This window comes from Sulfuriflexus sp., assembly GCF_032250955.1.
Lineage (GTDB): Bacteria > Pseudomonadota > Gammaproteobacteria > AKS1 > AKS1 > Sulfuriflexus.
In genome coordinates this window covers 1-26,167 of the sequence record NZ_JAVVES010000039.1, presented here as the reverse complement: position 1 = coordinate 26,167, position 26,167 = coordinate 1, and the positions used below count along the sequence as shown (strand labels likewise).

Annotated in this window: 27 protein-coding genes; 10 read left to right on the top strand and 17 right to left on the bottom strand. The window is 58.6% G+C overall.

The genetic code is table 11. The features are described 5' to 3' along the window. Window positions 1–225: 225 nt before the first annotated feature. From RQ738_RS08505 to RQ738_RS08490, 4 genes are all read left to right on the top strand, one after another. Window positions 226–2,022 (top strand): ABC transporter ATP-binding protein/permease, encoded by a 1,797-nt coding sequence (locus RQ738_RS08505; RefSeq protein WP_314164262.1) that lies wholly within the window; start codon window positions 226–228, stop codon window positions 2,020–2,022. Beyond that, window positions 2,019–2,687 carry a DUF1614 domain-containing protein gene (locus RQ738_RS08500; RefSeq protein ID WP_314164261.1) on the top strand — a complete coding sequence of 223 codons (669 nt, stop codon included), beginning with the start codon at window positions 2,019–2,021 and terminating at the stop codon, window positions 2,685–2,687. Before RQ738_RS08505 ends, RQ738_RS08500 begins: the two co-directional genes overlap by 4 nt. 28 nt (window positions 2,688–2,715) lie before the next feature. Beyond that, window positions 2,716–3,567: an SDR family oxidoreductase gene (locus RQ738_RS08495; protein WP_314164260.1), complete on the top strand. Its 852-nt coding sequence runs from the start codon at window positions 2,716–2,718 to the stop codon at window positions 3,565–3,567. Window positions 3,568–3,650: 83 nt separating this feature from the next. Then, window positions 3,651–4,499, top strand: coding sequence for an HDOD domain-containing protein (locus RQ738_RS08490; RefSeq protein ID WP_314164259.1), 849 nt, complete (start codon window positions 3,651–3,653; stop codon window positions 4,497–4,499). 4 nt (window positions 4,500–4,503) lie between these two features. On the opposite strand, the gene RQ738_RS08485 is transcribed toward RQ738_RS08490, so the two are convergent. Beyond that, window positions 4,504–4,905 (bottom strand): hypothetical protein, encoded by a 402-nt coding sequence (locus tag RQ738_RS08485; RefSeq protein ID WP_314164258.1) that lies wholly within the window; start codon window positions 4,903–4,905, stop codon window positions 4,504–4,506. A 140-nt stretch (window positions 4,906–5,045) separates the two neighbouring features. Here RQ738_RS08485 and RQ738_RS08480 point away from each other — a divergent pair, with 140 nt between their 5' ends. The 3 genes from RQ738_RS08480 to RQ738_RS08470 are packed head-to-tail and all read left to right on the top strand — an operon-like array spanning window position 5,046 to window position 7,456. Next, window positions 5,046–6,395, top strand: coding sequence for a YhjD/YihY/BrkB family envelope integrity protein (locus RQ738_RS08480; protein ID WP_314164256.1), 1,350 nt, complete (start codon window positions 5,046–5,048; stop codon window positions 6,393–6,395). Further along, window positions 6,388–6,915 (top strand): HEAT repeat domain-containing protein, encoded by a 528-nt coding sequence (locus RQ738_RS08475; protein ID WP_314164254.1) that lies wholly within the window; start codon window positions 6,388–6,390, stop codon window positions 6,913–6,915. Before RQ738_RS08480 ends, RQ738_RS08475 begins: the two co-directional genes overlap by 8 nt. 10 nt (window positions 6,916–6,925) lie before the next feature. Then, window positions 6,926–7,456 (top strand): DUF302 domain-containing protein, encoded by a 531-nt coding sequence (locus tag RQ738_RS08470; protein WP_314164246.1) that lies wholly within the window; start codon window positions 6,926–6,928, stop codon window positions 7,454–7,456. A 2-nt stretch (window positions 7,457–7,458) separates the two neighbouring features. On the opposite strand, the gene RQ738_RS08465 is transcribed toward RQ738_RS08470, so the two are convergent. From RQ738_RS08465 to rluD, 12 genes are all read right to left on the bottom strand, one after another. Beyond that, a complete protein-coding gene (locus RQ738_RS08465) occupies window positions 7,459–8,256 on the bottom strand; it encodes a PP2C family protein-serine/threonine phosphatase (RefSeq protein ID WP_314164242.1) in 798 nt (265 codons plus the stop codon). A 13-nt stretch (window positions 8,257–8,269) separates the two neighbouring features. Further along, window positions 8,270–9,007 carry a protein kinase domain-containing protein gene (locus tag RQ738_RS08460; RefSeq protein ID WP_314164239.1) on the bottom strand — a complete coding sequence of 246 codons (738 nt, stop codon included), beginning with the start codon at window positions 9,005–9,007 and terminating at the stop codon, window positions 8,270–8,272. Then, the gene (locus RQ738_RS08455; protein WP_314164238.1) at window positions 9,007–9,735 is read right to left on the bottom strand and encodes a thioredoxin family protein; all 729 of its coding nucleotides are present in this window, start codon (window positions 9,733–9,735) and stop codon (window positions 9,007–9,009) included. The genes RQ738_RS08460 and RQ738_RS08455 overlap by 1 nt, the downstream gene beginning before the upstream one ends. Window positions 9,736–9,768: 33 nt before the next feature. After that, window positions 9,769–12,372, bottom strand: a complete 2,604-nt coding sequence (gene clpB / locus RQ738_RS08450) for an ATP-dependent chaperone ClpB (RefSeq protein ID WP_314164236.1) — start codon at window positions 12,370–12,372, stop codon at window positions 9,769–9,771. 367 nt (window positions 12,373–12,739) lie between these two features. Continuing rightward, window positions 12,740–13,456: a lysophospholipid acyltransferase family protein gene (locus tag RQ738_RS08445; protein WP_314164235.1), complete on the bottom strand. Its 717-nt coding sequence runs from the start codon at window positions 13,454–13,456 to the stop codon at window positions 12,740–12,742. A gap of 21 nt (window positions 13,457–13,477) precedes the next feature. After that, a complete protein-coding gene (def, locus tag RQ738_RS08440) occupies window positions 13,478–13,981 on the bottom strand; it encodes a peptide deformylase (protein WP_314164234.1) in 504 nt (167 codons plus the stop codon). A gap of 5 nt (window positions 13,982–13,986) precedes the next feature. Beyond that, window positions 13,987–14,508, bottom strand: coding sequence for a glycine cleavage system protein R (locus tag RQ738_RS08435; RefSeq protein WP_314164232.1), 522 nt, complete (start codon window positions 14,506–14,508; stop codon window positions 13,987–13,989). A 135-nt stretch (window positions 14,509–14,643) separates the two neighbouring features. After that, a complete protein-coding gene (locus RQ738_RS08430; protein WP_314164231.1) occupies window positions 14,644–15,237 on the bottom strand; it encodes a class I SAM-dependent methyltransferase in 594 nt (197 codons plus the stop codon). A 441-nt stretch (window positions 15,238–15,678) separates the two neighbouring features. Further along, window positions 15,679–15,897, bottom strand: a complete 219-nt coding sequence (locus RQ738_RS08425) for a hypothetical protein (protein WP_314164229.1) — start codon at window positions 15,895–15,897, stop codon at window positions 15,679–15,681. Window positions 15,898–16,100: 203 nt separating this feature from the next. Continuing rightward, window positions 16,101–16,889, bottom strand: a complete 789-nt coding sequence (locus tag RQ738_RS08420) for a ZIP family metal transporter (protein WP_314164224.1) — start codon at window positions 16,887–16,889, stop codon at window positions 16,101–16,103. Window positions 16,890–16,956: 67 nt separating this feature from the next. Beyond that, the gene (gene pgeF, locus RQ738_RS08415; RefSeq protein WP_314164263.1) at window positions 16,957–17,709 is read right to left on the bottom strand and encodes a peptidoglycan editing factor PgeF; all 753 of its coding nucleotides are present in this window, start codon (window positions 17,707–17,709) and stop codon (window positions 16,957–16,959) included. Next, the gene (rluD, locus tag RQ738_RS08410; protein WP_314164215.1) at window positions 17,702–18,670 is read right to left on the bottom strand and encodes a 23S rRNA pseudouridine(1911/1915/1917) synthase RluD; all 969 of its coding nucleotides are present in this window, start codon (window positions 18,668–18,670) and stop codon (window positions 17,702–17,704) included. The genes pgeF and rluD overlap by 8 nt, the downstream gene beginning before the upstream one ends. A gap of 73 nt (window positions 18,671–18,743) precedes the next feature. On the opposite strand from rluD, the gene RQ738_RS08405 reads away from it, so the two are divergent. Continuing rightward, window positions 18,744–19,493 (top strand): outer membrane protein assembly factor BamD, encoded by a 750-nt coding sequence (locus tag RQ738_RS08405; RefSeq protein ID WP_314164212.1) that lies wholly within the window; start codon window positions 18,744–18,746, stop codon window positions 19,491–19,493. A gap of 441 nt (window positions 19,494–19,934) precedes the next feature. On the opposite strand, the gene RQ738_RS08400 is transcribed toward RQ738_RS08405, so the two are convergent. The 4 genes from RQ738_RS08400 to sucC form a co-directional block, all read right to left on the bottom strand. Beyond that, window positions 19,935–20,273: a P-II family nitrogen regulator gene (locus RQ738_RS08400; protein ID WP_314164207.1), complete on the bottom strand. Its 339-nt coding sequence runs from the start codon at window positions 20,271–20,273 to the stop codon at window positions 19,935–19,937. A gap of 64 nt (window positions 20,274–20,337) precedes the next feature. After that, window positions 20,338–21,990 (bottom strand): NAD+ synthase, encoded by a 1,653-nt coding sequence (locus RQ738_RS08395; RefSeq protein WP_314164203.1) that lies wholly within the window; start codon window positions 21,988–21,990, stop codon window positions 20,338–20,340. 12 nt (window positions 21,991–22,002) lie between these two features. Next, entirely contained in the window at window positions 22,003–22,878 is an 876-nt protein-coding gene (sucD, locus tag RQ738_RS08390; RefSeq protein WP_314164199.1) for a succinate--CoA ligase subunit alpha, read from the bottom strand. Further along, window positions 22,875–24,047 carry an ADP-forming succinate--CoA ligase subunit beta gene (gene sucC / locus RQ738_RS08385; protein WP_314164195.1) on the bottom strand — a complete coding sequence of 391 codons (1,173 nt, stop codon included), beginning with the start codon at window positions 24,045–24,047 and terminating at the stop codon, window positions 22,875–22,877. Before sucC ends, sucD begins: the two co-directional genes overlap by 4 nt. A gap of 103 nt (window positions 24,048–24,150) precedes the next feature. Between sucC and RQ738_RS08380 the strand changes: the two genes are divergently transcribed. Both RQ738_RS08380 and RQ738_RS08375 read left to right on the top strand, forming a co-directional pair. Continuing rightward, window positions 24,151–24,390 (top strand): PP0621 family protein, encoded by a 240-nt coding sequence (locus tag RQ738_RS08380; RefSeq protein WP_314164190.1) that lies wholly within the window; start codon window positions 24,151–24,153, stop codon window positions 24,388–24,390. Window positions 24,391–24,436: 46 nt separating this feature from the next. Then, window positions 24,437–26,062, top strand: coding sequence for a two-component system sensor histidine kinase NtrB (locus RQ738_RS08375; protein WP_314164187.1), 1,626 nt, complete (start codon window positions 24,437–24,439; stop codon window positions 26,060–26,062). The last annotated feature ends 105 nt before the right edge of the window (window positions 26,063–26,167 follow it).

Below are 26,167 nucleotides of genomic sequence, written 5' to 3'. Positions count from 1 at the left end.
AGGGGGTAAATAAAACAAGGTGTTATCGAATCTAAATCCCCTCACCCTAACCCTCTCCCGAAGGGAGAGGGAATTAATGGGACAGCAGTGTCCATAAATAATTATAGCGAACTTTGGTCAACAAACCTGTCCCTTGTGCGTGATTAGCGCGGCCGACCGTTTTATCCCTGCCGCCGCCGGGTCGATCGGCTACAATATCCTGCTGGTCACACGGGAAACTCGCAGATGTTACACGGCGGTCGGGCTACACGCTTACCTTCAGATGAACGCAATGATGCGAAGACCGTTCGCGCCTTGCTCCCCTTCCTGTGGGATTACCGCGGCCGCGTGGCGCTGGCCCTGCTGGCCCTGATCCTTGCCAAGGGGGCGAATGTTGCCGTGCCCCTGGCCCTGAAAGGCATTGTCGACGCCCTCGATCAGCCGGAGGGGCAACAACTGATCCTGCCTGTCATGCTCTTGCTTACTTATGGCCTGCTGCGCCTGTGCAGTTCACTGTTTAACGAATTACGTGATGCCGTGTTTGCCCGCGTGCGCCATGGCGCCATGAGTAAGGTCGCTTGCCGCGTGCTGGAACACATGCACAACCTCTCCCTGCGGTTTCATCTCGACCGCAAGACCGGCGCCATTTCACGCGATATCGAGCGCGGTACCCGGGCCGTCAGTTCACTGTTGAACTACATGGTCTTCAGTATCCTGCCGACCCTGGTCGAAATCACCCTGATAGCCGGCATTCTCCTGTACCAGTACGATGTCTGGTTTGTCATTGTCACGGCCATCAGTGTCACCGCCTACATGCTGTTTACCTTTTATATTACCGAGTGGCGGATGAAGTACCGCATCCGGATGAACAAGGCGGATTCGGCGGCCAATACGCAGGCCATCGACAGCCTGATCAATTACGAAACCGTGAAATACTTTGGCAACGAGCCCCATGAGATACAACGCTACACCACGACCATGGCGGAATGGGAAGACGCGGCGGTAAAAAGCCAGACCTCGTTGTCTTCATTGAATTTCGGGCAGGCCGCCATTATCACCACGGCCGTCACCATAATCATGTTCCTCGCCAGCCAGGGTGTGGTCGATGGCAGCATGAGCCTCGGCGATCTTGTCCTCGTCAATGCCTTCCTTATCCAGTTATTCATCCCGCTGGGCTTTCTCGGCATTGTCTACAGCCAGCTCAAGCACGCTCTCTCTGACATGGAACTCATGTTCCGCATTCTTGATGAGGAACCCGAGATCACCGACCGCGAGGATGCCAAACCGCTGGTCGTCGGCGACGGCGAAGTTCGCTTTGAGCATGTCGGTTTCCGTTACACCCCGGAACGGGACATTCTTCATGATGTGAACTTCAGCATTGCGCCGGGACAGAAGCTCGCCGTGGTTGGCCAGAGTGGTGCCGGCAAATCCACGCTGGCGCGCCTGCTGTTCCGTTTTTATGATGTCAGTGAAGGCCGCATCCTCATCAACGGCCAGGACGTGCGTGACGTGACCCAACAGAGTCTGCGCCAGGCGATTGGCATCGTGCCCCAGGATACAGTGCTGTTTAATGACAGCCTCTACTACAACATTGCCTATGCCACGCCGGACGCCACACGTGAAGAGGTTATCCGCGCCGCCGAGCTTGCCCACATCGACCACTTTATCCGCTCGTTACCGGACGGCTATGAGACCATGGTCGGCGAGCGTGGCCTGAAGCTCTCCGGCGGTGAAAAGCAGCGCGTGGCGATTGCGCGCACCGTTCTGAAGAACCCGAAGATCCTGGTCTTCGACGAGGCAACCTCGAGTCTCGATTCCGCCTCGGAACAGGCCATCCTCGTGTCATTGCGCGAAGTCGCCCAGAACCACACCACGCTGGTCATTGCGCACCGGCTTTCCACTGTCATTGATGCCGATGAAATCCTGGTCATGGATGGCGGCCGTATCATTGAGCGCGGCAGCCACCAGGCGTTACTCGCCGCCGCGGGGCGTTATGCACAAATGTGGCAACTGCAGCAACAGGACCGCGAGGAGGAACAATGAACCATCGGCCTGCCCCGCTCGTCTTCGCCTTTGCCCTCATGGCGGTGGTTTTTATTGTCACCCTTATCCAGATCGGCATCCTGCGCATTGCCTTCCACAAACTCGGCCTGTCCGGTGAATCGGCCTACCTGCTGCTCTTCGCCTCGCTCATGGGCAGTCTCGTTAACATTCCCTTGTTTACCATCCGCAGCGATGCCAGCCAGGCCCAGCCTGTACCGGCCTTTTATCGTCAATTTATACATCGCGCCCTGCCGCACTTCGAGGGGCGCACCCTGATCGCCGTTAATGTTGGCGGTGCCGTCATACCTGTCAGCTTTTGCCTGTATCTGCTCCTTACCCAGGACATTAACCTGCCCGGTATCCTGCTCGGGGTGGCTATCATTACCCTCATCTGCCGTCTGATCAGTCGCCCGCTACCCGGCATCGGTATCGGCATGCCCATCTTTATTGCCCCCATCAGCGCGGCCATGATCGCCGTGCTGCTCAGCCCTGAACAGAGCCCGATGTTCGCCTATATCAGCGGCACCCTCGGGGTGCTGCTGGGTGCTGACATATTCCGTTTGAATGATATTCGCGCCATGGGCACGCCGATCGCCTCCATCGGCGGCGCGGGCACCTTCGACGGTATTTTCATCACCGGCATCGTCGCGGTATTGCTGGCCTGAGCTTCGCCGCGCTGGTTATACTCGGGGCATGACAAATAACAGCAAAGCGGTACTGATCACGGGGTGTTCGAGCGGTATTGGTCTGTGCGTGGCGGAAGGTTTGCAACAGCGCGGTTACCGCGTTTTTGCCACCGCACGGCGACCGGCCGATGTCGAGATACTCACCGGGCGCGGCCTGGAGTCGCTGCTGCTGGATGTCACGGACGACGACTCGATTAACGAAGCGGTTGAAGAAATCCTTTCCCGTACCGGCGGCAAACTCTATGCCCTGTTCAATAACGGCGCCTATGGCCAGCCCGGCGCCGTCGAGGACCTGAGCCGGGAGGCCCTGCGCGCCCAGTTTGAGACCAACCTGTTTGGCTGGCATGCCCTGACCCGTAAACTCATCCCGGTCATGCGTGAACAGGGTGAGGGCCGCATCATCCAGAACAGTTCGGTTCTCGGCCTGGTGGTCCTGCCCTTTCGTGGCGCCTATAACGCCAGCAAGTTTGCCCTCGAGGGCCTCACTGACACCCTGCGCCTGGAACTGGCCGGCACGAATATTCGCGTCTCCCTGATCGAACCGGGGCCGATCCGCAGCAAGTTTCGTGACAATGCGCATGCCGCATTCATAAAACATATTGACGCGGAAAACAGTGTTTATCATGAGCACTACGCGGCCATGCAGGCCCGCCTGCAAAAGGAGGGTGATGGTATGCCTTTCACCCTGCCGCCGGAGGCCGTTCTCAAACGCGTCATCCACGCCCTGGAAAGCAATCGCCCGCAGGTACGCTATTACGTGACCTTCCCGACCTACTTCCTTGGCACACTGCGCCGCCTCCTGCCTTATGCCTGGCTGGACCGCCTGCTGCTGAAGGTCTCCGGTGGCGGCAGTCGCTGATTCAGCCACTGGAAAAATCTTCTAAAGTTTTCCTGACACTGACGGCTATATAAAGGACACTCACGCATAATCGCAAGGCTCATATGAACGCGACAGATATCGTCAAGGACATCAACAGGCTCGTTTCCCTGCCGGAAGTCTGTATTCGTCTGCATGAACTGCTCGAAGACCCACGTAAAAACAGTACCGACATTGCCCGCCTGATCGCGCAGGATCCGGACCTGACGGCGCGCCTGTTGAAGATCGCCAACAGCTCCCTGTATGGCTATGGCGGTCGCATCAATAGCCTCGAACGCGCTATCTCGCTTATCGGTACCAGTGAGTTACTCGTGCTGGTGCTGGCCACTTCCTCGGTCATGACCTTCCCGAAGATACCCGGTGAATTTTTCAACATGGCCTCGTTCTGGCGCCACAGTGTCTACAGCGGCGTCGTTGCCCGACTGCTCGCACAACGCTGCCACGTGCTGCACCCTGAGCGCTTGTTCATCGCCGGCTTGCTGCATGATATCGGTCTGTTAGCCCTGTGTGTCAGTCATGCCGACCTGGCGCGCAAGGTCATGGACACCGTCGCGGAGAGTGGCCAGGCCATGCATGTCATCGAGCAGATTCAACTCGGCTTTGACCACACCGAGGTGGGGGCCGCCTTACTGAAAAAATGGGGCTTGCCGGAAGGCCTGCAGGCAGCCGTGAATGGTCATCATCAGCCCGGCCAGGTGAAGGCGCACGCCTTTGACGCGGCGATTATACATATCGCCACGGTCTTTACTCACATCGCCGAAGATGGCCGCAACGAGAACGACCGACATCGTGTCGACCCGGCTGCCTGGCAACTGACCGGGCTGGACGAATCCATTATGGATGAAGTGCTCATCGAAGCCGGCCCGCACTTCGATGAGCTACTCGGGATTATCATCCCCCGGCAATATCACTGAGGCCTCACAGGCCCGGCGGGTCCAGGTGGATGGCGTAAACGCGTCGCAGCTTGCCGCTGCGATGATCGATCTGCAGCACAAATTCCAGTACCGGCTCGCGAACAGCCGCCTGCGTAGTCAGGCGGATCACAAACTCTCCCTGCTGATTTCGCACCACCTTGAAACGTAACTTGTCCAGCATAGCGGTCTTCTCTATCCCGAAGCGGCTATGCTCTTCATGACCGGCCACCTCCAGCGTAGCATCCAGCAAGGAAGCCGGCTCGGCATCATCAACAGGGATCTCTGCCAGCAAGGGCTGGTTTAATGCCGATGCCACCTTGATGTCACCGAGGGAGAGGGCCTGAACCGGCAGGGCCAACAAACCGAGCAGGCCGAATAAAAGAAATTTTTGCGGGGTTGCCAGCATAACCAAACTCCTCTCGACATAAACCAGTGGGCAAATCTAATCAGGATGATGATATGCTTGACAGGAAACGTGTCACAGTTCCTGCTTACTTGCAATTTTTCCCGGTTATGACAGTCTCTTAGCCATATACGGATACCAGCATGCGCCCGAGCAAACAACAAATACAAGACTACATCGAGACCCGCGTTCGGCGCCCGCCCCCGGTGACCATCATCGGGCGGTTGCAGGTAACAACCCTGCGAATTACCTATGGGGTGGCGCGGGACCTGCTTGAAGGCCAACTCACCTTGCGCGCCATGAGCCTGGTCTACACCACGCTCCTGTCGATGGTGCCGTTACTGGCCGTCAGCTTCTCGGTACTCAAGGCCTTCGGGGTGCATAACCAGGTCAAGCCGCTGTTGTTCGATTTCCTCAGCCGCATGGGACCGCAGGGGCTGGAGATCGGTGAAAGAATCATGGGCTTTGTCGACAACATCAAGGTCGGCGTCCTCGGCTCGGTGGGTATCGCCCTGTTGTTCTATACCGTGATTTCACTCCTGCAAAAGATCGAACGCTCCTTCAATTATATCTGGCGCGTGGAAGAGGCCCGCCACCTGAGTCGCCGCTTCAGCGATTATCTGAGCGTGATCCTGGTTGGCCCGGTCCTGATGTTCACGGCCATCGGCATGGCGGCCACGGTGAGATCCTCCGCTATCGTCGAGTCGCTGGCCAGTATCAGCATGCTCGGCGAAGGGATTGAATTGATCGGCAGGACCTTGCCTTACCTTCTGATCATCGCCGCCTTTTGTTTTGTTTATATCTTCATGCCCAACACCCGGGTGCGCCTGGGCTCCGCCCTGATCGGCGCCATTATCGCCGGCTTCCTCTGGGAGTCCACCAGCTGGTTGTTTACCTCGTTCGCGGTAGGTTCGGCAAAATACGCGGCAATCTACTCGAGTTTTGCGATCCTCGCGCTATTCATGATCTGGCTGTACCTGGGCTGGATCATCTTGCTGGTCGGCGCAGATGTGGCCTTTTATCACCAGCACCCACATGTGCTTTCTTCCCCCGGCGAGTGTAACTGTCTCGAACAAAAACAACGCGAGCACCTGGCGATCCAGGTCATGTACCTGATCGCCCTGCATTTTCATAATGGCAAGCCGGCCTGGAACCTGAATAAGCTGACCACGAGACTGAATCGCCCCAGCGAGCAAATCAGCCGTCTGCTACAGACCCTTACCGACAAGGCCCTGCTGAGCAGGGCCACTAATAACGGCGATATCTGGCTGCCGGCTCGTGAACCGGAATCAATTCGACTCATTGATATCCTGCACGCGGCCCGTGGCGAACAGACTATCCATGCCAGCGGCGTGCAAGAGAACGCCCGCCTGGCTGGCATGTTCGTCAGTGAACGAACCGAACAAGCGATGGTCACTTCTCTTGAGGGCATCAGCCTGAAAGACCTGGTAATGCGTTTCCCCGAACCCGACGAGACCAAACAGCATGTATAAATTATTTTTAATCAGCCTGCTCTGCACCGGCCCTGGCCTTTCCGCCCCGCTGTTCGCCGATGATACCGATCAGCGCAAACGCCTGGCCCGCAATCCGCAGACCACCACCGCGCAACTACAGCAGCTCGCCCGGGACCCGGCCTGGGAAGTCCGGCGCACGATTGCCGCCAACCGACGCAACCCGGCCGACCTGCTTCATCAGCTGGCCACAGATAGTGACCCTCGGGTCAGGATCGCCGTGGTCACCAACACCGCCACGGCTGATGATACCCACCAGTTACTGGCCCGGGACAGTGAGCCGAGCGTGCGCAGCGTGGTCGCGCGTTATGAATATTGCAGTGCCGCGGTGATGGATATTCTTGCGACAGACCCAATGGCTGAAATCCGCCTCGAGGTCGCGAAGAACTGGAACACCTCACTTGCCACCCTGAAACAACTTACGCAGGATGAGTTTACCGAGGTTGCCAATATTGCCGCCAATGAACTAACCAAGCGCCAGCTTGAAAACCACTCTGAATAAGGACCTGTACATGACTTCTATACGCAAACTGATCATTACCAGCATACTGGCCAGCGCTGGCCTGGTGTTGAGCGCCTGTGACGTCGCCACTGACAAAGCCCCGGCGCCCGCTGACACTGCTACGGAAACAGATCCGTACTCACATATGTCGATGCGCAAGGTTGAAAGCCCTTACGAATATGTCGTCGATGATATAAAGAATGCCATTGCCCAACGCGGCATCAAGATCAACAACATCTCGCATATCGGTAACATGCTGACTCGCACCGCCGAGGCGGTGGGCGCAACCAGACAGGTCTTTGCCCAGGCAGAGGCAATTGAGTTCTGCAGTTCAACCATCTCCCGTGCGACCATGGAGGCTGACCCGCACAATATTGTCTTCTGCCCCTACATCATTGCTATCTATTCACTGCCAGGCGAGGAAGACTTTACTTATGTGTCCTATCGCCGTCCCATCCCGGTCGGCAGTGACGAGTCAAAGGCTGCCCTCAAGGCAGTTGAAGGCCTGATGGAAGAAATCATTACTTCGGCAGTGGAATAAATTCAGCCTCGCCGTAACAGGATAAAGCTTAAATCATCCGCCTTGCTGGGTTGCCCGTCCCGGGCACCCAGCATTCGTTCATTGGCAAGACTGATTAATCTCTGTGCCGCCGCTTGCAGCGGCCCGCAACGCACAATCTCGATAACCTCGTGCAGATGCACGTTATCGAACAGGCCGTCGCTTGCCATCACCACGGTGTCGTGTACAGCCAGCTTGATCTCGGCACCCATCTCCAGACGCAGTTCCGGCATTCCCAGCATGTTGGAGACCAGGTGCCGTTCTTCGTGATGCATCGCCTCCCGTTCATCCAGCATGCCTGACTCGACGGCATAACCCACCGGTGAATGTGGCAAGGTCTGCATGCGCAGGCGCCCGCGCTGCCCGGTCACCAGGATCACCGAATCACCGGCGTGGTAGGCGCGCACCCGGCCATCCAGCCATTCGAGGACAATAATAGTGGTTGCGGCGCCGGTGCCTTGTGCGCAAATCCTCGTGTTGGCACTATCAAGGGCGTTCAGGATAGCCGCACGCGTGTCGGTATCGCTGCCCTGCAAGGCTTCCTGTAAACAGCTGATCGCCATTGCCGAGGCCTGGGCACCGCCCCGCTGCCCGCCGGCGCCGTCGGCAAGTGCCATAACGGCCTGCCGTGGCCCGAGCGGAAAGATCCCCATGGCATCTTCATTCATGCCCGGGCTTTTGTCCGGTGCCTGGTTGGAGTAGGCCATGACCTGCATGCCGGCGAGATGATGCATCGTCGCTGCCTGCATGTCGCAATTGAAGAATGTCAGTGGCGCCGTCATATAAACTCCCGGCTCACCATTCCAGAGTTTCGAGGTGTTCACGCAGCATGGCGGCGGTACGAAATTTCTTCAGGATTAACTGCCTTCTCAAGCCACGGCAGATTTCCTTTACGACCCGGTGTTGATTCGCGTAGTGCTTCTTGCCACCCACTGCATCATAGAAGATCCGCACGAGGTCACAGATGTCATCCTGGATATTTTCTCGCCGCGGCGCACCCCAGTGATACATATCAATAAGCTTGAGCTCAAACCCCAGGCCGTAGCGCATGAGAATGACATTATCCGTGTGCAGGTCACCGTGGTATTCACCCAGAGCATGAATGCTCTCCATACCGGTGACCAGGGCATGTAACAGGTGAATAGCCTGGAAGGCGTTCAGACGCTTACCGGGCTGACGCTCGATGAAACTACTGAGCAATTCACCTTCCACATACTCGGAGACAAGAAACGTGACGTCCTGCTGGCGGTAACGGATCGTGTCCTGGGTGTGGTATTGGATAAGGATGGGGCAATGGCGAAGCTTGTGCAGTTTCTTGGCGTAAAAGGTGACCGCCTTGTCACGCACATTACGCTGCGGATAGAAGAACTTTACCGCCCGCTCGATGCCGCTACGCGCTTCAATAACGTGGTAGACCTCACCTTCCCAGCCCTTGCCCAGGCAGGCGAGCACCTCGTATTTGCCCGCCAGCATGCGCCCGGGCAGGAAATCAAAATGCTCAATCAGTGGCTTGCCCGGTTTCGCCGTACCCATCAGCCCTCCTCCAGTGCCACGAGACTCTCTTGCGCCGTCTCGCGGACGTCCGGATGCTCATCCTGCAGGGCCTCCTGCAGATATTTTTTTGCCCCGGCACTCCCGGTCAGGGACAGGTAATGACAGGCATCGACACGGGTACTGACCTGCGCGTGTTTGCTCAAACGCCCGAGCGATTCCACCAGTGATGACAGGTCGGTAGTCCCGGCCAGCCCCTCGAGTAACGCGCTCACCCCGATGCGGACATTGATACGTCGGTCTTCGTCCGTCAGCAGGGGCAACAGGGCCGGTAAGTGTTCGGGGTGCCGATGGAGATATTGTTCAGCCTTATTCAACTGGCCGTCACCGAGCAGGTGATCAAGGTATTCCGTCACCGCATCGCTGTGCGCCGCCATATTGACCCAGTGTTCCAGTTCAGCCGACGTGTAGACGCCGGTAAATTCAAGCTCATTAAGCTTGAACCACGGCACGCTACGCACGCCATATTCCCCGGCGCGCTCGGGCTGCTCGGCAACATTGATCACCTCGAGCGAGGCCAGGCGACCCTGTTTATGCAAATCTTCAAGCGCCGTGTGGACCTTCGGGCAAAAGGCGCAACCGCTGGCGACCAGCAATACGGCATGGACGGTTGAGGTAGTCATGCCCGAAGTATAGCGGAAAAGATATTGATGATTGCGGATTGATGATTGATGATTGATGAATGCAGATTGCATGATCGACTTATTCATCAATCATCCATCCTAAATCATCAATGAATTACTTTACGCTGCACTGACACCCGGGTCTTTCTTGTGGCGGCTGAAGCTTATTGCACTATCTTCGACATCAACCTTGATCAGATCGCCAGGGCCAAACTCACCTGCCAGGATCCCCTGGGCCAGCGGATTCTCCAGCTGCTGCTGAATGGCGCGTTTCAACGGGCGGGCACCATAGACCGGGTCGTAACCGGCATCGGCAATCAGGTCGAGGGCGGCATCGCTGAGTTCGATGGCCATGTCACGTTCCTGCAGACGCTGGCGCAGGTAGTCGATCTGGATATCGGCGATCGCGTGAATCTGCTTCTTGTCCAGCGGATGGAAGACAACAGACTCGTCAACACGGTTGATGAACTCGGGGCGGAAGTGCTGGCCGACGACTTCCATCACCGCCTGCTTCATGTCTGCGTAGTCGCCTTCACTGGCCTTCTCCTGGATCATCTGGCTACCCAGGTTCGAGGTCATGACAATGACGCAATTGCGGAAGTCGACCGTGCGTCCCTGGCCATCGGTCAGGCGACCATCGTCGAGGACCTGCAAGAGGATGTTAAAGACATCCGGGTGCGCCTTCTCGATCTCGTCGAGCAGGATCACCGAGTACGGTTTGCGCCGCACGGCCTCGGTCAGGTAACCCCCTTCCTCGTAACCGACATAGCCCGGCGGCGCACCGATCAAACGCGCCACGGAATGCTTTTCCATAAACTCGGACATATCGATGCGCACCATCGCGGCCTCGGTATCGAAGAGGAACTCGGCGAGGGCCCTGGTCAGCTCGGTCTTCCCCACACCGGTCGGCCCCAGGAACAGGAAGGAACCATTCGGCCGGTTCGGATCCGAAAGGCCGGCGCGCGAGCGACGAATGGCATTGGAAACGGCCGCAACGGCCTCGCTCTGGCCAACCACGCGGGCGCCGAGTTCTTCTTCCATGCGCAGCAGCTTTTCACGCTCACCCTCAAGCATCTTGCTGACCGGGATCCCCGTCCACTTGGCAACCACCTCGGCGATCTCTTCCTCGGTAACCTTGTTGCGCAAGAGACGGGTCTCGTGCATCTCCGCCTGGCTGGCCATATCGAGTTGCTTTTCCAGTTCCGGGATGCGGCCGTACTGCAACTCGGACATACGCGCCAGGTCACCGGCACGCTGTGCGGTTTCAAGTTCGATGCGGGCGCGCTCGAGGGCTTCCTTGATATGCTGGGTGCCCTGCAGGGCGGCCTTTTCGGTTTTCCATATCTCTTCGAGGTCGGCGTATTCGCGTTCAAGTTCACCTATCTCGGTTTCAAGAACCGACAGCCGTTGCTTGGAGGCGGCATCGGTTTCCTTGTTCATGGCCTCACGCTCAATCTTGAGCTGGATAAGACGACGTTCGAGCTTGTCCATCGATTCGGGCTTGGAATCGATCTCCATACGGATGCGACTCGCCGCCTCGTCAACCAGGTCAATGGCCTTGTCCGGCAGATTACGATCCGTGATGTAACGATGCGACAGCATGGCCGCGGCGACGATGGCCGGGTCGGTGACATCGACACCATGATGGACTTCGTATTTTTCCTTCAGCCCGCGCAGGATGGCGATGGTGTCCTCGACACTTGGTTCATCGACAAGCACCTTCTGGAAACGTCGTTCAAGCGCGGCATCCTTCTCGATGTACTGCCGGAATTCATCCAGGGTGGTGGCACCGACACAGTGCAGTTCACCACGGGCCAGGGCCGGCTTGAGCATGTTACCGGCATCCATGGAGCCCTCGGCCTTGCCGGCGCCGACCATGGTATGCAACTCATCGATAAACAGGATGACCTGGCCTTCCTGCCTGGAAAGATCGTTAAGCACGGCCTTGAGACGTTCTTCAAATTCACCGCGGAATTTGGCCCCGGCGATAAGCGCGCCCATGTCGAGCGACAGCAGGCGTTTGCCCTTGATGCCTTCCGGCACCTCGCCGTTGACGATCCGCTGCGCCAGGCCTTCAACAATGGCCGTCTTGCCGACACCGGGCTCGCCGATGAGGACCGGGTTGTTCTTGGTGCGGCGCTGCAGGACCTGGATGGTGCGCCGGATCTCATCGTCGCGGCCGATGACCGGGTCAAGCTTGCCCTGCTCGGCGCGCTCGGTTACATCAATGGTGTATTTTTCCAGCGCCTGACGTTGCTCCTCGGCATTCGGGTCATCGACCTGCTGGCCACCGCGCATGTTTTCAATGGCTTTCTCGAGCGCTGGCTTGCTGGCCCCGGCCTTGCGTAACAGTTCGCCGAGTTCGCCCTTGTCTTCGAGCGCCGAGAGCACGAACAGCTCACTGGAGATGTACTGGTCCTTGCGCTGCTGCGCCAGCTTGTCACAGATATTGAGCAGGCGTCCGAGATCATTGGAGATGTGCAGGTCGCCGCCGGCGCCCTCTACCTGGGATAACTTGTCGAGCGCCTCGCCGAGTTGCGAACGCAACAGGTTGACGTTGACATCAGACTGCATGAGCAGGTGGCGAACCGAGCCGCCTTCCTGATCAAGCAGCGCCGTCATCAGGTGCAGGGGTTCTATAAACTGATGATCACGACCGACGGCCAGGCTTTGCGCATCGGCCAGGGCGACCTGAAACTTACTGGTGAATTTGTCCATCCGCATCGGTACATTGCTCCGTCTTAAATTTGAAATCTACACACTGCTGTCCCGTTAATTCCCTCTCCCTCCGGGAGAGGGTTAGGGTGAGGGGATCTTGATTCGATAACACATTGTCTTATTTACTCCCTCATCCTGGCCTTCTGGTGAAACAACTAGCCATTCGCCTAAGCTGTCCAACGACGACAGCCAAGGCGCTGGTTATCCCTGTGGGAGAAGGGATAACGCCGATTAGAGGATGATGAAATTTCATGTGTTCATGCGCATCAATCAACCTGTCCACCTTATTTATCCGAAGCTTACCGCTTGTCAGGCTTATGTTAACGGGACAACAGTGAAATCTACATACAAAATGGGGTACTTATTCACAATTTCAAGTCTCGCCGACGCTATCCGCCCGTCCCTCTATATAATCGGCGATCTGTTGCAGGCAGGCCTGCTCATCGTCCGTGCAGTGCAGTGGCGCAAAACCCTGCAGGCGCGCCCGGCCTGGAAACAGCACCGCCGACACGGTTCGTCCCTCGCCGCGCACGCCGCTCAGGCGCATGGGCACAACAGGCGCACCGGACTGCTGCGCAAGCCAGATCACGCCGCCCTTCAGGCGTCGCGGCGGCGCGTTATCGAGATGAATATGCCCATGCGGAAACAGGGCCACGACCTCGCCCTGTCGCAAGACGCGCAAGGCCTCGCGCAGGGCCTGTTCGGGGCGGCCCTTGCGATCCACCGGGATGCAGCCAACGCCTTTTAATAACCAGTGCAAGCCACGCCGCTCATATTCCTCGCGCGCGATCAGAAAACGCAGTGGGCGCTTACAGGCGGCGATCATCAGCAACGGGTCAAGCCCGGAGACATGGTTACAGACCACCAGCGCACCACCCGTTGCCGGCAGGGCGATATCGTGATACTGCAAGTGATGAAAGCGGCGACAGAATATACGGTTCAGGCCATCGATGGCATTCAACCATGGCCTGCCCCAGTCAACCTCGTTGGCCGCGGCCCCGAGGAGAAACAAGACAGAGAGAATGAAAAAAACAATGAGCATGACAAACAGAATAACCTGCCCAACATCATGCACCAGCCAGCTCTGCATACCATTATCCATAGACTATGATTATTTTTTATAAACCTTGCGTTGAAAGAGATCCTTGCGGCGACTGACCAGGCGGTCGAGAAACAACAGGCCATCGAGGTGATCGATCTCATGCTGCACGGCGCGTGCCTCGAAGCCCTCGCAATGGTACTCGTGCATCTCGCCGTGCGGGTCCTGTGCCTCGAGCGTGATGGTTTCGGCACGCATGACATTACCAGTGTAGTCGGGCACCGACAGGCAACCCTCGCGGCCCTTTACAAAACCATTCCAGGCGGTGATCTCCGGGTTGACCAGGATCATAAGACCGTGGCTCTTATGCCTGGGGTTGGCGGAGACATCGACAATCGCCACGCGCTGAAAACGCCCGACCTGGGGGGCCGCGATGCCGACACAGCCGGGGGCATGCAGACGCGTTTCATCGAGATCGGCGACAAACCGGCGGAACTCGTCGTTGAAGTCGGTCACCACCTCGCTGACCTGTTTCAGGGTGTCATCGGGATAGACAAGGATGTCCAGGGTCGCCATGACAACTAACCAATCAGCGTATCGATTTCGGACAGGCTGGCCTCGACACCTCGCGTCTTGACGACGTCGAGTGCGGCACGCAGGCTGCCCACCCCTTCGCCGGCATGTCCCTCGATGTGCATAATATAGATGGGTGCGTCTTCGCTGCCGGCGACATCGGACTCCAGATCGAGAATATGCAGACCGGCCTCGGCCAGCGCGCCGGTAACTTCAGAGACGATACCCGGACGGTCTGCGCCATAGACCGTGATGCGCACATCCGGTTCGAGGTGTTTGTGCAGTTCACCCTTGATGGCATCGACGTGCAGGTGCAGGCCCAGTGACTCGGCAACCGGGTTGACGAGATCCGTGAGTTGTTTGCCGCGACCATCGAAACCCACCATAAGCATAATGGTAAAATTACCGCCGAGGCGCATCATCGATGCCTCACCCAGGTTGCAGCCACCCTCGAACAGGGCGTGGGTGAGTTTGGCAACGATCCCGGGACGATCTTCCCCAACCAGCGTCAGCATGTACCAGTGGTCCATCAGTGTTTCTCCTGCAGAATTCTGTATGAACATGGTGGGCGCAGCCACCAACAAAATCAAATGTAATCACATCGGAGGCGGGGCCGGAAGCGGGATTAAAATGATCTGCCGTCGTGACGGATACCGCAGGGATGCCTACTCTTTAACTGCGACTATTTGCACCACCGCACCTTTACCATAGTGATATTTCCCCTCGACCACTTCGCGCTCTGTTTCCCGCGCATGCAGGAAGCGCAGACCGGCGAGTTCTTGCTGAAGCTCTTCGAGCTGCATGCACAGAGCGGCATCACGCGGCCCACCGGTATTCAACGCGATCTGTGCAGGGGTATAGGCCTCGAGGATCAGCACACCACCCGGTGCCAGGCCTTTGACCACACTGGCATGCACGCGCTGGCGCACGTCGGCCGGCAAGTGGCAAAACACCGAGACGACACCCTGCCATTGCCCGGGCTCAATCACAAAGGTATTCAGGTCAGCATGACAGGTCTCGATCACTACCCCTCGCTCGGCGGCCAGCTCACGGGCCCGGGCGAGGCCAACCTCCGAGGCATCCACCGCGGTGACCGCGTACCCCTGTTCGGCCATAAATACGGCATTACGGCCCTGCCCCTCGGCCAGGCACAAGACCCTGCCGGCAGGCACCCGCCCTGCCCATTCACGCAGAAAATCATTCGGTTCGGTGCCGTAGGCGTGCGCTGTTTCGGCGAAGCGTTCATTCCAGTCAATCATGATTCGTTCCTGCTCTATTGATACTTTAACCCCCCTCATCCTGGCCTTCTGGTGGAACAACTAGCCATTCGCCTAAGCTGTCCAACGACGACAGCCAAGGCGCTGGTTATCCCTGAGGGAGAAGGGATAACCTCGATTATCATACCGCGTGAATCTATATGTTCAATGTCTTCGCAAAAACCGGCTACGGATTTGCGCAACGACATAAACTTACATATAAACGCTACCACTCCTGCAAGGTTCATTTTTTAGCCCCCTCTCCCCCAGGGAGAGGGTTGGGGTGAGGGGATATATGAGGGAAGTGGTTTTTTATTTACACCCCCTCATCCTGGCCTTCTGGTGGAACAACTAGCCATTCGCCTAAGCTGTCCAACGATGACAGCCAAGGCGCTGGTTATCCCTGAGGGAGAAGGGATATACAGACGAATAAGCCTGGCGGGGCTAACCAAACATCCAGCTGGTGGGTTTGGGGTAGGCCGCGTTTTTATCCAGCACCTGGATACCCTTCACGCAACGCACGATCACCCAGACAAACATGAACATCACGATCAGCCAGGCCAGCGGCATGAGGATAATGGTGAAGGCAAACAGCATCGCCAGGAAACCATAAAACAGCCCGATCCAGAAACCGCGAATCTGAAAACGGTAATGGGTTTGCAACCACTCGGGGCGTCATTGCGATTGATATAGGCCATGACCACGCCGATCAAAGTGGTCAGGCCGCCGGTCACCAGGCCGACGAGATAGAGGATGTAAACCAGCTTTGCGGTGTTAGCCATATTACTCGAGGTGGGATCATTCATGCTCTGCTCCGTTTGTTATTGTCACCCGGTTCATGAATTCATTATGCACAAATTTTTCGACTAATGCAGGGTCGAATGGGCCAGGTAGATCGTGGCCACCCCGGCAGAGATAAGTATGATTTGCTGGAGCGTGACCCGCGCCTCGGTGCGTTGATGCAGGCCAGGGATAAGATCGGCCACGGCGATGTAGATAAAACTCGCGGCCGCCACTGCCAGCACGTAGGGCACGATGACCTGGGCATCCTGCAGGCTGTAATAAGCAATCAGGCCGCCGACGACAGTTGCCAGGCTGGCAAGAATGTTAAACAACAAGGCCTTCACGCGACTGTAGCCACTGTGAAGCAGGATAGAGAAATCACCGAGCTCCTGCGGGATTTCATGCGTGGCCACGGCGATACTGGTGACAATGCCGAGGTGGATATCGGTCAGGAAGGCTGCCGCGATCAGGACCCCGTCGACGAGGTTGTGCATGCCGTCGCCGATCAGGATCATCATGCCACGGGCCTTGTCCTCACCGTGGCGGTGCCTGTCTTCTTCGCCGTGTACCTCGCAGTCATGCGCATGGCAGTGACGCCACAGGACCATCTTCTCAAGCAGGAAGAAGCCGAGCACGCCGATAAGCACAGTGAAGGTAATATTGTGTACGTCACCCACGCCAGGGTATTCAACCGCGTGCGGCAGCAGAGCCAGGAAGGCCGCGCCAAGCAGGGCACCAATGGCATAACTGACCATATGCGGCAACAGGCGCTGTCGCTGCTTGCCGGGAATGAGCATAAACAGCGAGGCCAACAGCACGCTCAGTACGCCACCGACAAGACAGAACAGGATGATCCAGGCTAGTAAACTCATGGGGTTTTTATGTGTCTCGGGAAACCAGCGCGCATGATACCCGAATCACCGTAGCGGGCCTATGCACTTATTCAGCCAGCCAGATCAGGCTGGCCATGCGCCCGGTTGTCGGGGTGCGCCGAAACGAGAAAAAATCCCGCTCCTCGCTGTAGGTGCAGCGCCCGCCCCCATAGACGCTGGCAATGCCCTGGCGCTGCAAGGCCTGCCGGGCCAGCAGGTAAATGTCGGCCAGCCAGTGGCCGGGGCCATGTTCGACAAAGGCCTGTGCGGCGTGGGCATCAATGGCCATAAACGCCTCGCGCACGTCACTGCCGACCTCGAAGGCCTGCGGACCGATTGCCGGGCCCAGCCAGACCAGTAACTCATCGGCCGGGCAGCCGAGTCGCGCACAAAGCTGCCGGGCCGTGGCCTCGATCACGCCGCCGGCCAGACCGCGCCAACCGGCATGGGCCGCGGCCACACCACGACCCCGGCGGTCACACATCAGCACCGGCAGGCAGTCGGCCGTCATCACGGCGCACACCGCGCCCGGCTCACGGGCAAAACTCGCATCGGCCTGGCACGAATCCGGCGCATCAGCGGCGTCAACCACATGGCTGCCATGCACCTGATCCAGCCAGGTCGGCTCGGCAGGCAACTGCAATGCCTGTCGCAGGGACTCGCGGTTGTGTTGCACGTGTTGCGGCGCATCACCGACGTGGCCGGCAAGATTGAAAGTGTCATAAGGGGCCGGGCTGACGCCGCCCCGGCGCGTCGTCGAGACCGCACGCACCCGGGCCGGGGCCGGCCAATCCGGAATAATAAAGCCCGGCTCAGGCATCGGCATGCTCGGCAAGGTCCTCGGCCAGCACCGCCAGCAGGTTGCGCATGTCGGCAGGAAGCGGCGCGGTCCATTCCACAGGTTGCCCGTTTTGCGGGTGGTCGAAACCCAGTTGCGCGGCATGCAGCGCCTGGCGATTGAAATGCCGCAGGGTCTCGGTAAGGACCTCGCTACTCTGCGGCGGCAGGCGCAGACGCCCGCCATAGACCGGATCACCGACCAGCGGGTAGCGGATGTGTGCCATGTGCACCCGGATCTGGTGGGTGCGGCCGGTCTCCAGGCGAACGCGGATGTGCGTGTGGGCACGGTAGCGTTCCAGCACACGGTAATGCGTCACCGCCTCCTTGCCGCCGCGGGTAAGCACGGCCATGCGAGTGCGGTGCACCGGGTGGCGCCCCATCGCCGCCTTGACCGTACCGCCGGCGGTCATGAGACCCGTAACCACCGCCTCGTACTCACGTTTCACGGTGCGGGCCTGTAACTGCTTGATGAGTGAATTGTGCGCGACCAGCGTCCGCGCCACCACCAGCAGGCCGCTCGTGTCCTTATCCAGGCGGTGGATGATACCGGCACGCGGCACGTCCTTGAGGCTCGCATCATGGTGCAGCAGGGCATTCACGAGCGTGCCGGTATAGTTACCGGTCGCCGGGTGTACGACCATGCCGGCCGGTTTATTGATGACCATAATTGACTCGTCTTCATAGACGATATCCAGCGGGATATCCTCGGCCTCCCAGGTCACCTGGGCCTCATTCTCGGCCTGCACCGCCACCTGTTCGCCGCCGCGCAGCTTGTCGCGGGGCCGGCGCGTCTCGCCGTCTATTTGCACCTTGCCGGCCTTGATCCAGAGCTGCAGGCGTGCGCGCGAGTAGTCAGGTAACAGTTCGGCCAGGGCCTGGTCGAGACGTTGCCCGGCCAAATGGGGCGGGATTTCAAATTGCAGGGGCTGTGGATCACTCATCGTTTTGTCTTGTTCGGCCAAATGGCGCACAATACGCCTGTTAGCTGCATTTTACACAGGATTAACCATCACTATGCGCATTACCGGCCTACTTTTACTTCTTGCCCTGCTGGGAGCCAGCGCGGGTTGTTCCCTTATCCCCGAGCAGATCGATGTCACTCAGAACTGGTCGGCCAGTAAGTTCTATGCCGAGGCTAAAAAAGCCCTCTCGGAAGGCGACTACGAGGAAGCCATCAAGTTCTACGAGATGCTCGAGGCACGCTTCCCGTTCGGCAAGTATGCGCAACAGGCCCAGGTCGAGATCGCCTATGCCTATTACAAGTTTGATGAGCCCGCCTCGGCCCTCGCCGCCGCCGACCGCTTTATCAAACTGCACCCGCGCCACCCGCATGTCGACTATCTCTACTACCTGAAGGGGCTGGTGAACTTTAATGCCGGCAAGGACCTGATCTCAAAGTACATCCCCCAGGACCCGACCCAGCGCGACCCGGGCGCGGCCCGCGCCTCGTTTGATGACTTCGCCATCCTCGTGCGCAAGTACCCGGAGAGCAAGTACAGCAACGACGCCCGCCAGCGCATGCTCTTCCTGCGTAACAACCTCGCCGAGTATGAAATCCACGTCGCCAACTACTACATGCGCCGCGATGCCTATATCGCCGCGGCCAACCGCGCCAAATACGTGGTTGAGAACTACCAGAAAACCACCGCCGTTCCCAAGGCGCTGATTATCATGGCCAGGGCCTACAAACTGATGGGCCTGCAGGACCTGTCGGATGACACGACCCGCGTGCTGAAACTGAACTACCCGGAATTAAAGGATTGATGATTTGGGATTGATGATTGATGATTTATTCAATCACCAAACTGAAAAGATAGGTTTTTAGACTTGTGCCCGGCCGGGCATGGGCATTTTTACCGCAAAGGTCGCGAAGAGCGCAAAGTGAATGTAGGTCGAATTAGCGCGAATGCGCGTAATCCGACGCTCTTCTTCATGCAGTCATGTCGGCTTCACTTCAGAACCGCTTTCAGCGTTTCATCAAGTATTTTCTACGCTGCGCTACGGTCACGTCACCTCCGGTTCCTAAGCCGACCTACAATTTGGCAGTTGGTTTTGCTGTCGTTAAAACAAGCAGAGACTCGAAGATACTGATGTGCTGATTTTTCAATCATCAATCATCAATTGCCCTGAACCTTCTGGAAGAAGGTTAGGGTACTCACAATGAACCCGGAGGGTTCTGTGAGCCAGGAAATCATCAATCTCTTTTCAGATCGCCTCTGGTCCGGTTTCGCCGGTGCGGATACGCACTACCTGTTCAACATTGGTGACGAAAATCTTGCCATCGCCGATCTTGCCGGTGCGGGCGGCTTCGGTGATGGTTTCGATGCAGCGCTCGACCTGGTCTTCGCTGACCACCATATCGAGTTTGACCTTGGGCAGGAAGTCGACCACGTACTCGGCACCTCGATAGAGCTCGGTATGGCCTTTCTGGCGACCAAAGCCCTTGACCTCGATCGCGGTCATACCGGTGATGCCGATCCCCGAGAGCGCCTCGCGAACATCGTCAAGTTTGAACGGTTTGATGATGGCTTCGACCTTTTTCATCCTGGAACTCCATTATGTGTGGTTTTACTCGAGTATACGGATGGCGGTGAAAGCCGACAAGCGTTCAAACCTGCCAGCCGCACTTGCCGCTGCGATACCCCGAGGTGATCGGGTAACGGCGATCGCGGCCAAAGGCGCGTTGCGTGACCCGCACACCCGGCGCGGCCTGGCGGCGCTTGTATTCATTCCGATCCACCATGCCAATAACCCGCTCGACGGTCTCGCTGGCATAGCCCCTGGCGACGATCTCTTCGAGGGTCATATCCTGTTCGACATACATGGACAGGATCGGGTCCAGCTCTTCATAGGGCGGCAGGCTGTCCTGGTCTTTTTGATCCGGGGCCAACTCGGCGCTGGGCGGACGCGTGATAACGCGCGCCGGGATCACGGCTGAGAGCGTGTTGCGGTATTCACTCAGGCGGTAGACCATCAGCTTGGGCACATCCTTGAGCACATCAAAGCCACCGGCCATATCACCATAGAGCGTCGCATAGCCGACGGCCATTTCACTCTTGTTGCCCGTGGTCAGCACGATACGGCGTTTTTTATTCGCGATCGCCATCAGCATTACGCCGCGACAGCGGGCCTGGATATTCTCCTCGGTCGTGTCCACCGGCAGGCCGGCAAACTCGTCGGCCAGGCATTCGAGAAAGGCGCTGAAGGGTTTCTCGATCGGGAGCACCTTGAAGTCCACGCCGAGTAATTCCGCCTCGGCACGGGCATCATCAATGCTCATCCCGGCCGTGTAACGCGAGGGCATGGACACGGCCTCGACGCGGTCGGCGCCGAGCGCATCCACGGCCACCGCCAGGGTCAGGGCGGAATCAATCCCGCCCGACAGGCCAATGACCACGCCGCGAAAGCCGTTCTTCTCGATGTAATCATGCACGCCCAGCACGAGCGCCCCGTAGACACTGGCCTCGGCACCCTGGACCGGTACGATCTCCGCCTCCAGCGGCGTCACCCGCCCCTGTTCATCGATATTGAAATCGACCGGGTACAAACCGCTTTCATAAGCCGGGGCGCGTTGCGTGATCTCGCCCTGTGCATTGACCACTGTCGAACTGCCGTCGAACACCAGCTCGTCCTGGCCACCGACCAGGTTCACGTAAACAATCGGCAGGCCCGATTCGGTCGCGCGCTCATAAAGTACCGCCTCGCGTTCCTCGTGCTTGTTGAGGTGATATGGCGAGGCATTCAAATTCAGGATCAGGCGCGCGCCCGCCCCGGCCGCCTGGCGTACCGGGTCCGGCATCCACAGGTCTTCACACACGGTAAGCCCCACCGGCACGCCCTTGATCTCGACCACGCAAGGCTCGGCTGCACCGGGAACGAAGTAACGCATCTCATCAAAGACGCTGTAATTCGGCAGGTGTTGCTTGTGGCAGGTGGCCAGTAACTGGCCATCACGGAGCAGCGAGGCGACGTTATACAGGCCGCCGCGTTCCTTTTGCGGGTAACCGAGGATGACATCGATACCGCGCACGGCCTTCTTCACCCGCTCCAGCCCGTGCACGGTGGCCATGCTCAGCCCCGGCCGCAGTAACAGATCCTCGGGCGGGTAACCGCTCAGGGTCAGTTCGGGAAAGACGATGGCGTCGGCCTGCATCTCGTCACGGGCGCGCAGGGCACTGGCTATGACCTGGTTGGTATTACATTCAATGTCACCGACCAGGGTGTTGATCTGGGCCATGACGATACGAAGCGATTGCGGCATGCGGGTTTGCCCTCAGGCGGGTTTGACGACTTCGAGTATGCGCGCACCCATATCGGCAGGGGAACGGGCAATACCCACGCCCGCGGCCTCGAGCGCGGCAAACTTTTCTTCCGCCGTGCCCTTGCCGCCGGCGATGATCGCCCCGGCATGGCCCATGCGTTTGCCGGCCGGCGCGGTGACCCCGGCGATGTAGGCCACCACCGGCTTGCTGACGTGCGCCTGGATGTACTCGGCCGCCGCTTCCTCGGCGCTGCCGCCGATTTCGCCCACCATGACGATGCCCCTGGTCTGCGGGTCATCTTCGAAGCGTGACAGGCAGTCGATGAAGTCCATGCCGTGGATCGGGTCACCGCCAATACCGATGCAAGTGGTCTGGCCGAGACCGTTTTGCGTCGTCTGGTGCACGGCCTCGTAGGTCAGCGTGCCGGAGCGGGAGACGATGCCGATCTTGCCGGGCTGGTGAATAAACCCCGGCATGATGCCGATCTTGCACTCGCCCGGCGTGATAATGCCCGGGCAGTTCGGGCCGATCAGTTGTGCATCATAGTGCGCCAGTGCCGCCTTGACCTTGAGCATATCCAGGACCGGAATGCCCTCGGTAATACAGGCGATGACCTTGATGCCGGCATCCGCGGCCTCAAGAATGGCATCCGCGGCAAAGGCCGCCGGCACATAGATCATGCTTGCCTCGGCACCGGCCTCGTTGACGGCATCACGCACCGTGTTGAACACCGGCAGGCCGAGGTGGGTCTGGCCACCCTTGCCCGGCGTTACGCCACCGACCATCTGCGTGCCGTACTCGATGGCCTGCTCGGAGTGGAAACTGCCCTGCTTGCCCGTAAAGCCCTGGCAAATCACCTTCGTGTCTTTATCAATCAGGATACTCATGCCTTCGCCCCCTGCACGGCAGCAACAACCTTGCCGGCCGCGTCGGTGAGCCCATCCCCGGTAATGATGGAGAGACCGCTGTCGCGCAACAGGGCGCGGCCCTGCTCGACATTCGTGCCTTCGAGACGCACGACCACGGGAATGCTGATGCCGACCTCGCGCACGGCGCGGATCACGCCTTCGGCGATCAGGTCGCAACGCACGATACCGCCGAAGATATTGACGAGAATGGCCTCGACCTTGCTGTCGGAGAGGATCAGCTTGAAGGCCTCGGCAACCTTCTCGGCACTGGTGCCGCCGCCAACATCAAGGAAGTTGGCCGGCTCGCCACCGTGCAGCTTGATCAAGTCCATGGTCGCCATCGCCAGCCCGGCACCGTTCACCAGGCAGCCGATATTGCCCTCGAGGCTGATGTAGTTGAGACCAAATTGCTGGGCATGATGCTCTTTCTCGTCGTCCTGGCTGGCGTCGAGCAAGGCGGTGATATCGGCATGGCGGTAGAGTGCGTTGTCATCGAAATTAATCTTCGCATCGAGCGCCATGAGTTCGTCCTTGCCGGAGACAATCAAGGGGTTGATCTCGAGCAGGCTGCAGTCCTTTTCGCAAAATAATTTATACAGGCCGTGCATGATGCGCCCGAGCTGCTTGATTTGCTCACCGGTCAGGCCCAGGCCAAAACCGAACTCGCGGACCTGGTAACCCTGCAGGCCAGCAACCGGGTCGATGCTCACGCTCAGGATCTTCTCGGGCGTCGCGGCGGCCACCGCCTCGATGTCCATGCCGCCTTCGGTCGAGGCCATCATGACGATGCGCTTGCTGGCGCGGTCAACGAGCATACTGAAATACAGCTCGCGCTGAATCTCGCTAGTCTGTTCTATTAAGAGTGTATTCACCGGCTGGCCCGCGGCCGTGGTCTGGTGCGTCACCAGGTGCGTGCCGAGCAGGCCGCTGCTGATCTGCTCGACGGCCTCGATACTGGCGGCGCGTTTGACGCCACCGGCCTTGCCGCGGCCACCGGCATGGACCTGGGCCTTGACCATCCAGCCATCACTGTCGATCTCGCGCGCCACCGCCACGGCCTCGGCTACCGAGGTGGCCGGCGCGCCGTCCGGCACCGGGATGCCGTAGTCGCGGAACAGCTGCTTGGCCTGAAATTCGTGTATGTTCATTGGTTATTATTCCACTGATAAGCCGGCGTATTCTCCTGCAAATAGCGCGTCGACGCAAAGCGCGCTATTATGCAGGCCCGATTCGAACTGATTTCAGCCCATCATGAACCTGTTACGCCTGCTTCTCATCGCCCTTGCCGTCTGGATTATCGTGGTCCTTATCCGCAGTCGCCGCAACCGTCAATCCATGCTGAAAAAACAGCGGGGCAAGCAAACCGTTGACCGCATCGTGCCCTGCGCCATCTGTGGCACCCATGTGCCGGAGCGCGAGGCCATTGAGTACATGGGCAAGGTTTACTGCTCAACAACCCACCGTGACCAGGCAAGGGATGCCGGCAACTAACCGCGCCGGCTTTCTACGCCACGCCTTTTCAGGCTAGTATCCGGGCATGGACGCGCGAAACTTTACCGGCTGGCAAACCGAACAAAATAACGTCTGGCGCCCGCTGCGCCTGCTCAACCTCTACCGGATGATCCTTGCCGGGCTGTTCCTGGTCCTGTCCCTGAGTACCGGTGATATCCAGCCCCTCGCCGAGCACAACCACCGCTTGTTCCAGTACAGCGCCTTCGCCTACCTGCTGGCCGGCATCCTCTTCAGTTTTGCGATTCATCACAAGTGGCTGCGCTTTGGCATCCAGGTGCCCCTGCATTTCACTGCCGACCTGCTTGCCATCACCCTGCTCATGCATGCCAGCGGCGGCGTTACCAGTGGCCTGGGCATGTTGCTGGTGGTGAGCGTGGCCGGGATCAGCATGCTGAGCCCGCGCCGCATCGCGCTGCTGTTCGGCAGCCTGGCTGCGATTGCGGTTCTGGGTGAGGAAGCTTTCAGTGGTATCTATAATCACTTTGTCGCGACGCACTATACGAACACCGGCATCCTCGGCGCCACCCTCCTGTTCACGGCCGTTATCTCGAATATGCTCGCGCAACGCCTCACCGAGAGCGAGGCGCTGGCCAGGCAGCGCAGCCTTGACCTGGTGAACCTGGAACAGCTCAACGAATACATTATTCAACACATGCAAACCGGGATCATGGTCGTCGATGAGCAGGCCCGTATCCGCCTCATGAACGAGTCGGCCTGGAAGCTGCTGGACACCCCGCAAAAGGTTAATCACCGCCCGCTCTTTGAAGTTTCGCTGGTGCTGGCTGACCAGTTGCAGGTCTGGCGTGAGGGCCTGGAGACGGAACCGACAACCTTCCGTACCTCGAAGACCTCGCCGGACATCCTGCCGAAGTTTGCCCGCCTCGGCAAAAGCAAGAAGAACGGCACGCTGGTTTTCCTCGAGGATATCTCGGCCATGGCGCAACGCGCCCAGCAGATGAAACTGGCCTCGCTTGGCCGGCTCACCGCCAGTATCGCGCACGAGATCCGCAATCCCCTTGGCGCCATCAGCCACGCCAGCCAGTTGCTTGGCGAATCGCCGACACTCGACCCGGCCGACAAACGCCTGACCCAGATCATCGGCGAACATACGCAACGCGTAAACCGGATCATCGAAAACGTCATGAGCCTGAGCAAGCGCGATCGCGCCGCGCCGGTCCTGTTTGACCTCCACCCGTGGTTACATGATTTCATCGCGGAGTTTGTCCGCAGTGAACAGCTTGCCGAGGCCGATATCAGTCTGGTGCCGGATGATTCGACGCGCGAGGTGCGCATGGACCCGAGCCAGCTCCACCAGGTCACCTGGAACCTGCTCCAGAACGGCCTGCGTCACAGCCCGAAAAAAGCCGGCCAGCCCCGGCTCATCCTGCAAACCGGCTTTTCCGCTGATGCCAACCGTCCCTACCTCGACATTATCGACCATGGCCCCGGCATCAGCCCCGAGCAGTCACTGCATATCTTCGAACCCTTTTATACAACCGAGGGCAGCGGCACCGGCCTGGGGCTTTACATCGCCCGCGAACTTTGTGAGGGTAACAGGGCGCGACTCGATTATATTCCGGTCGTAAAAGGTGGCAGTTGTTTCCGTATTACCTTTGCCGACCCGCGCCGCAAGCAACGCGATATAGAATAAAGCCCTCACTGCTGTCCCGTTAACATAAGCCTGACAAGTGGTAAGCTTCGGGGAAATAAGGTAACCAGGTTGATTGATGCGCATGAACACATGAAATTTCATCAC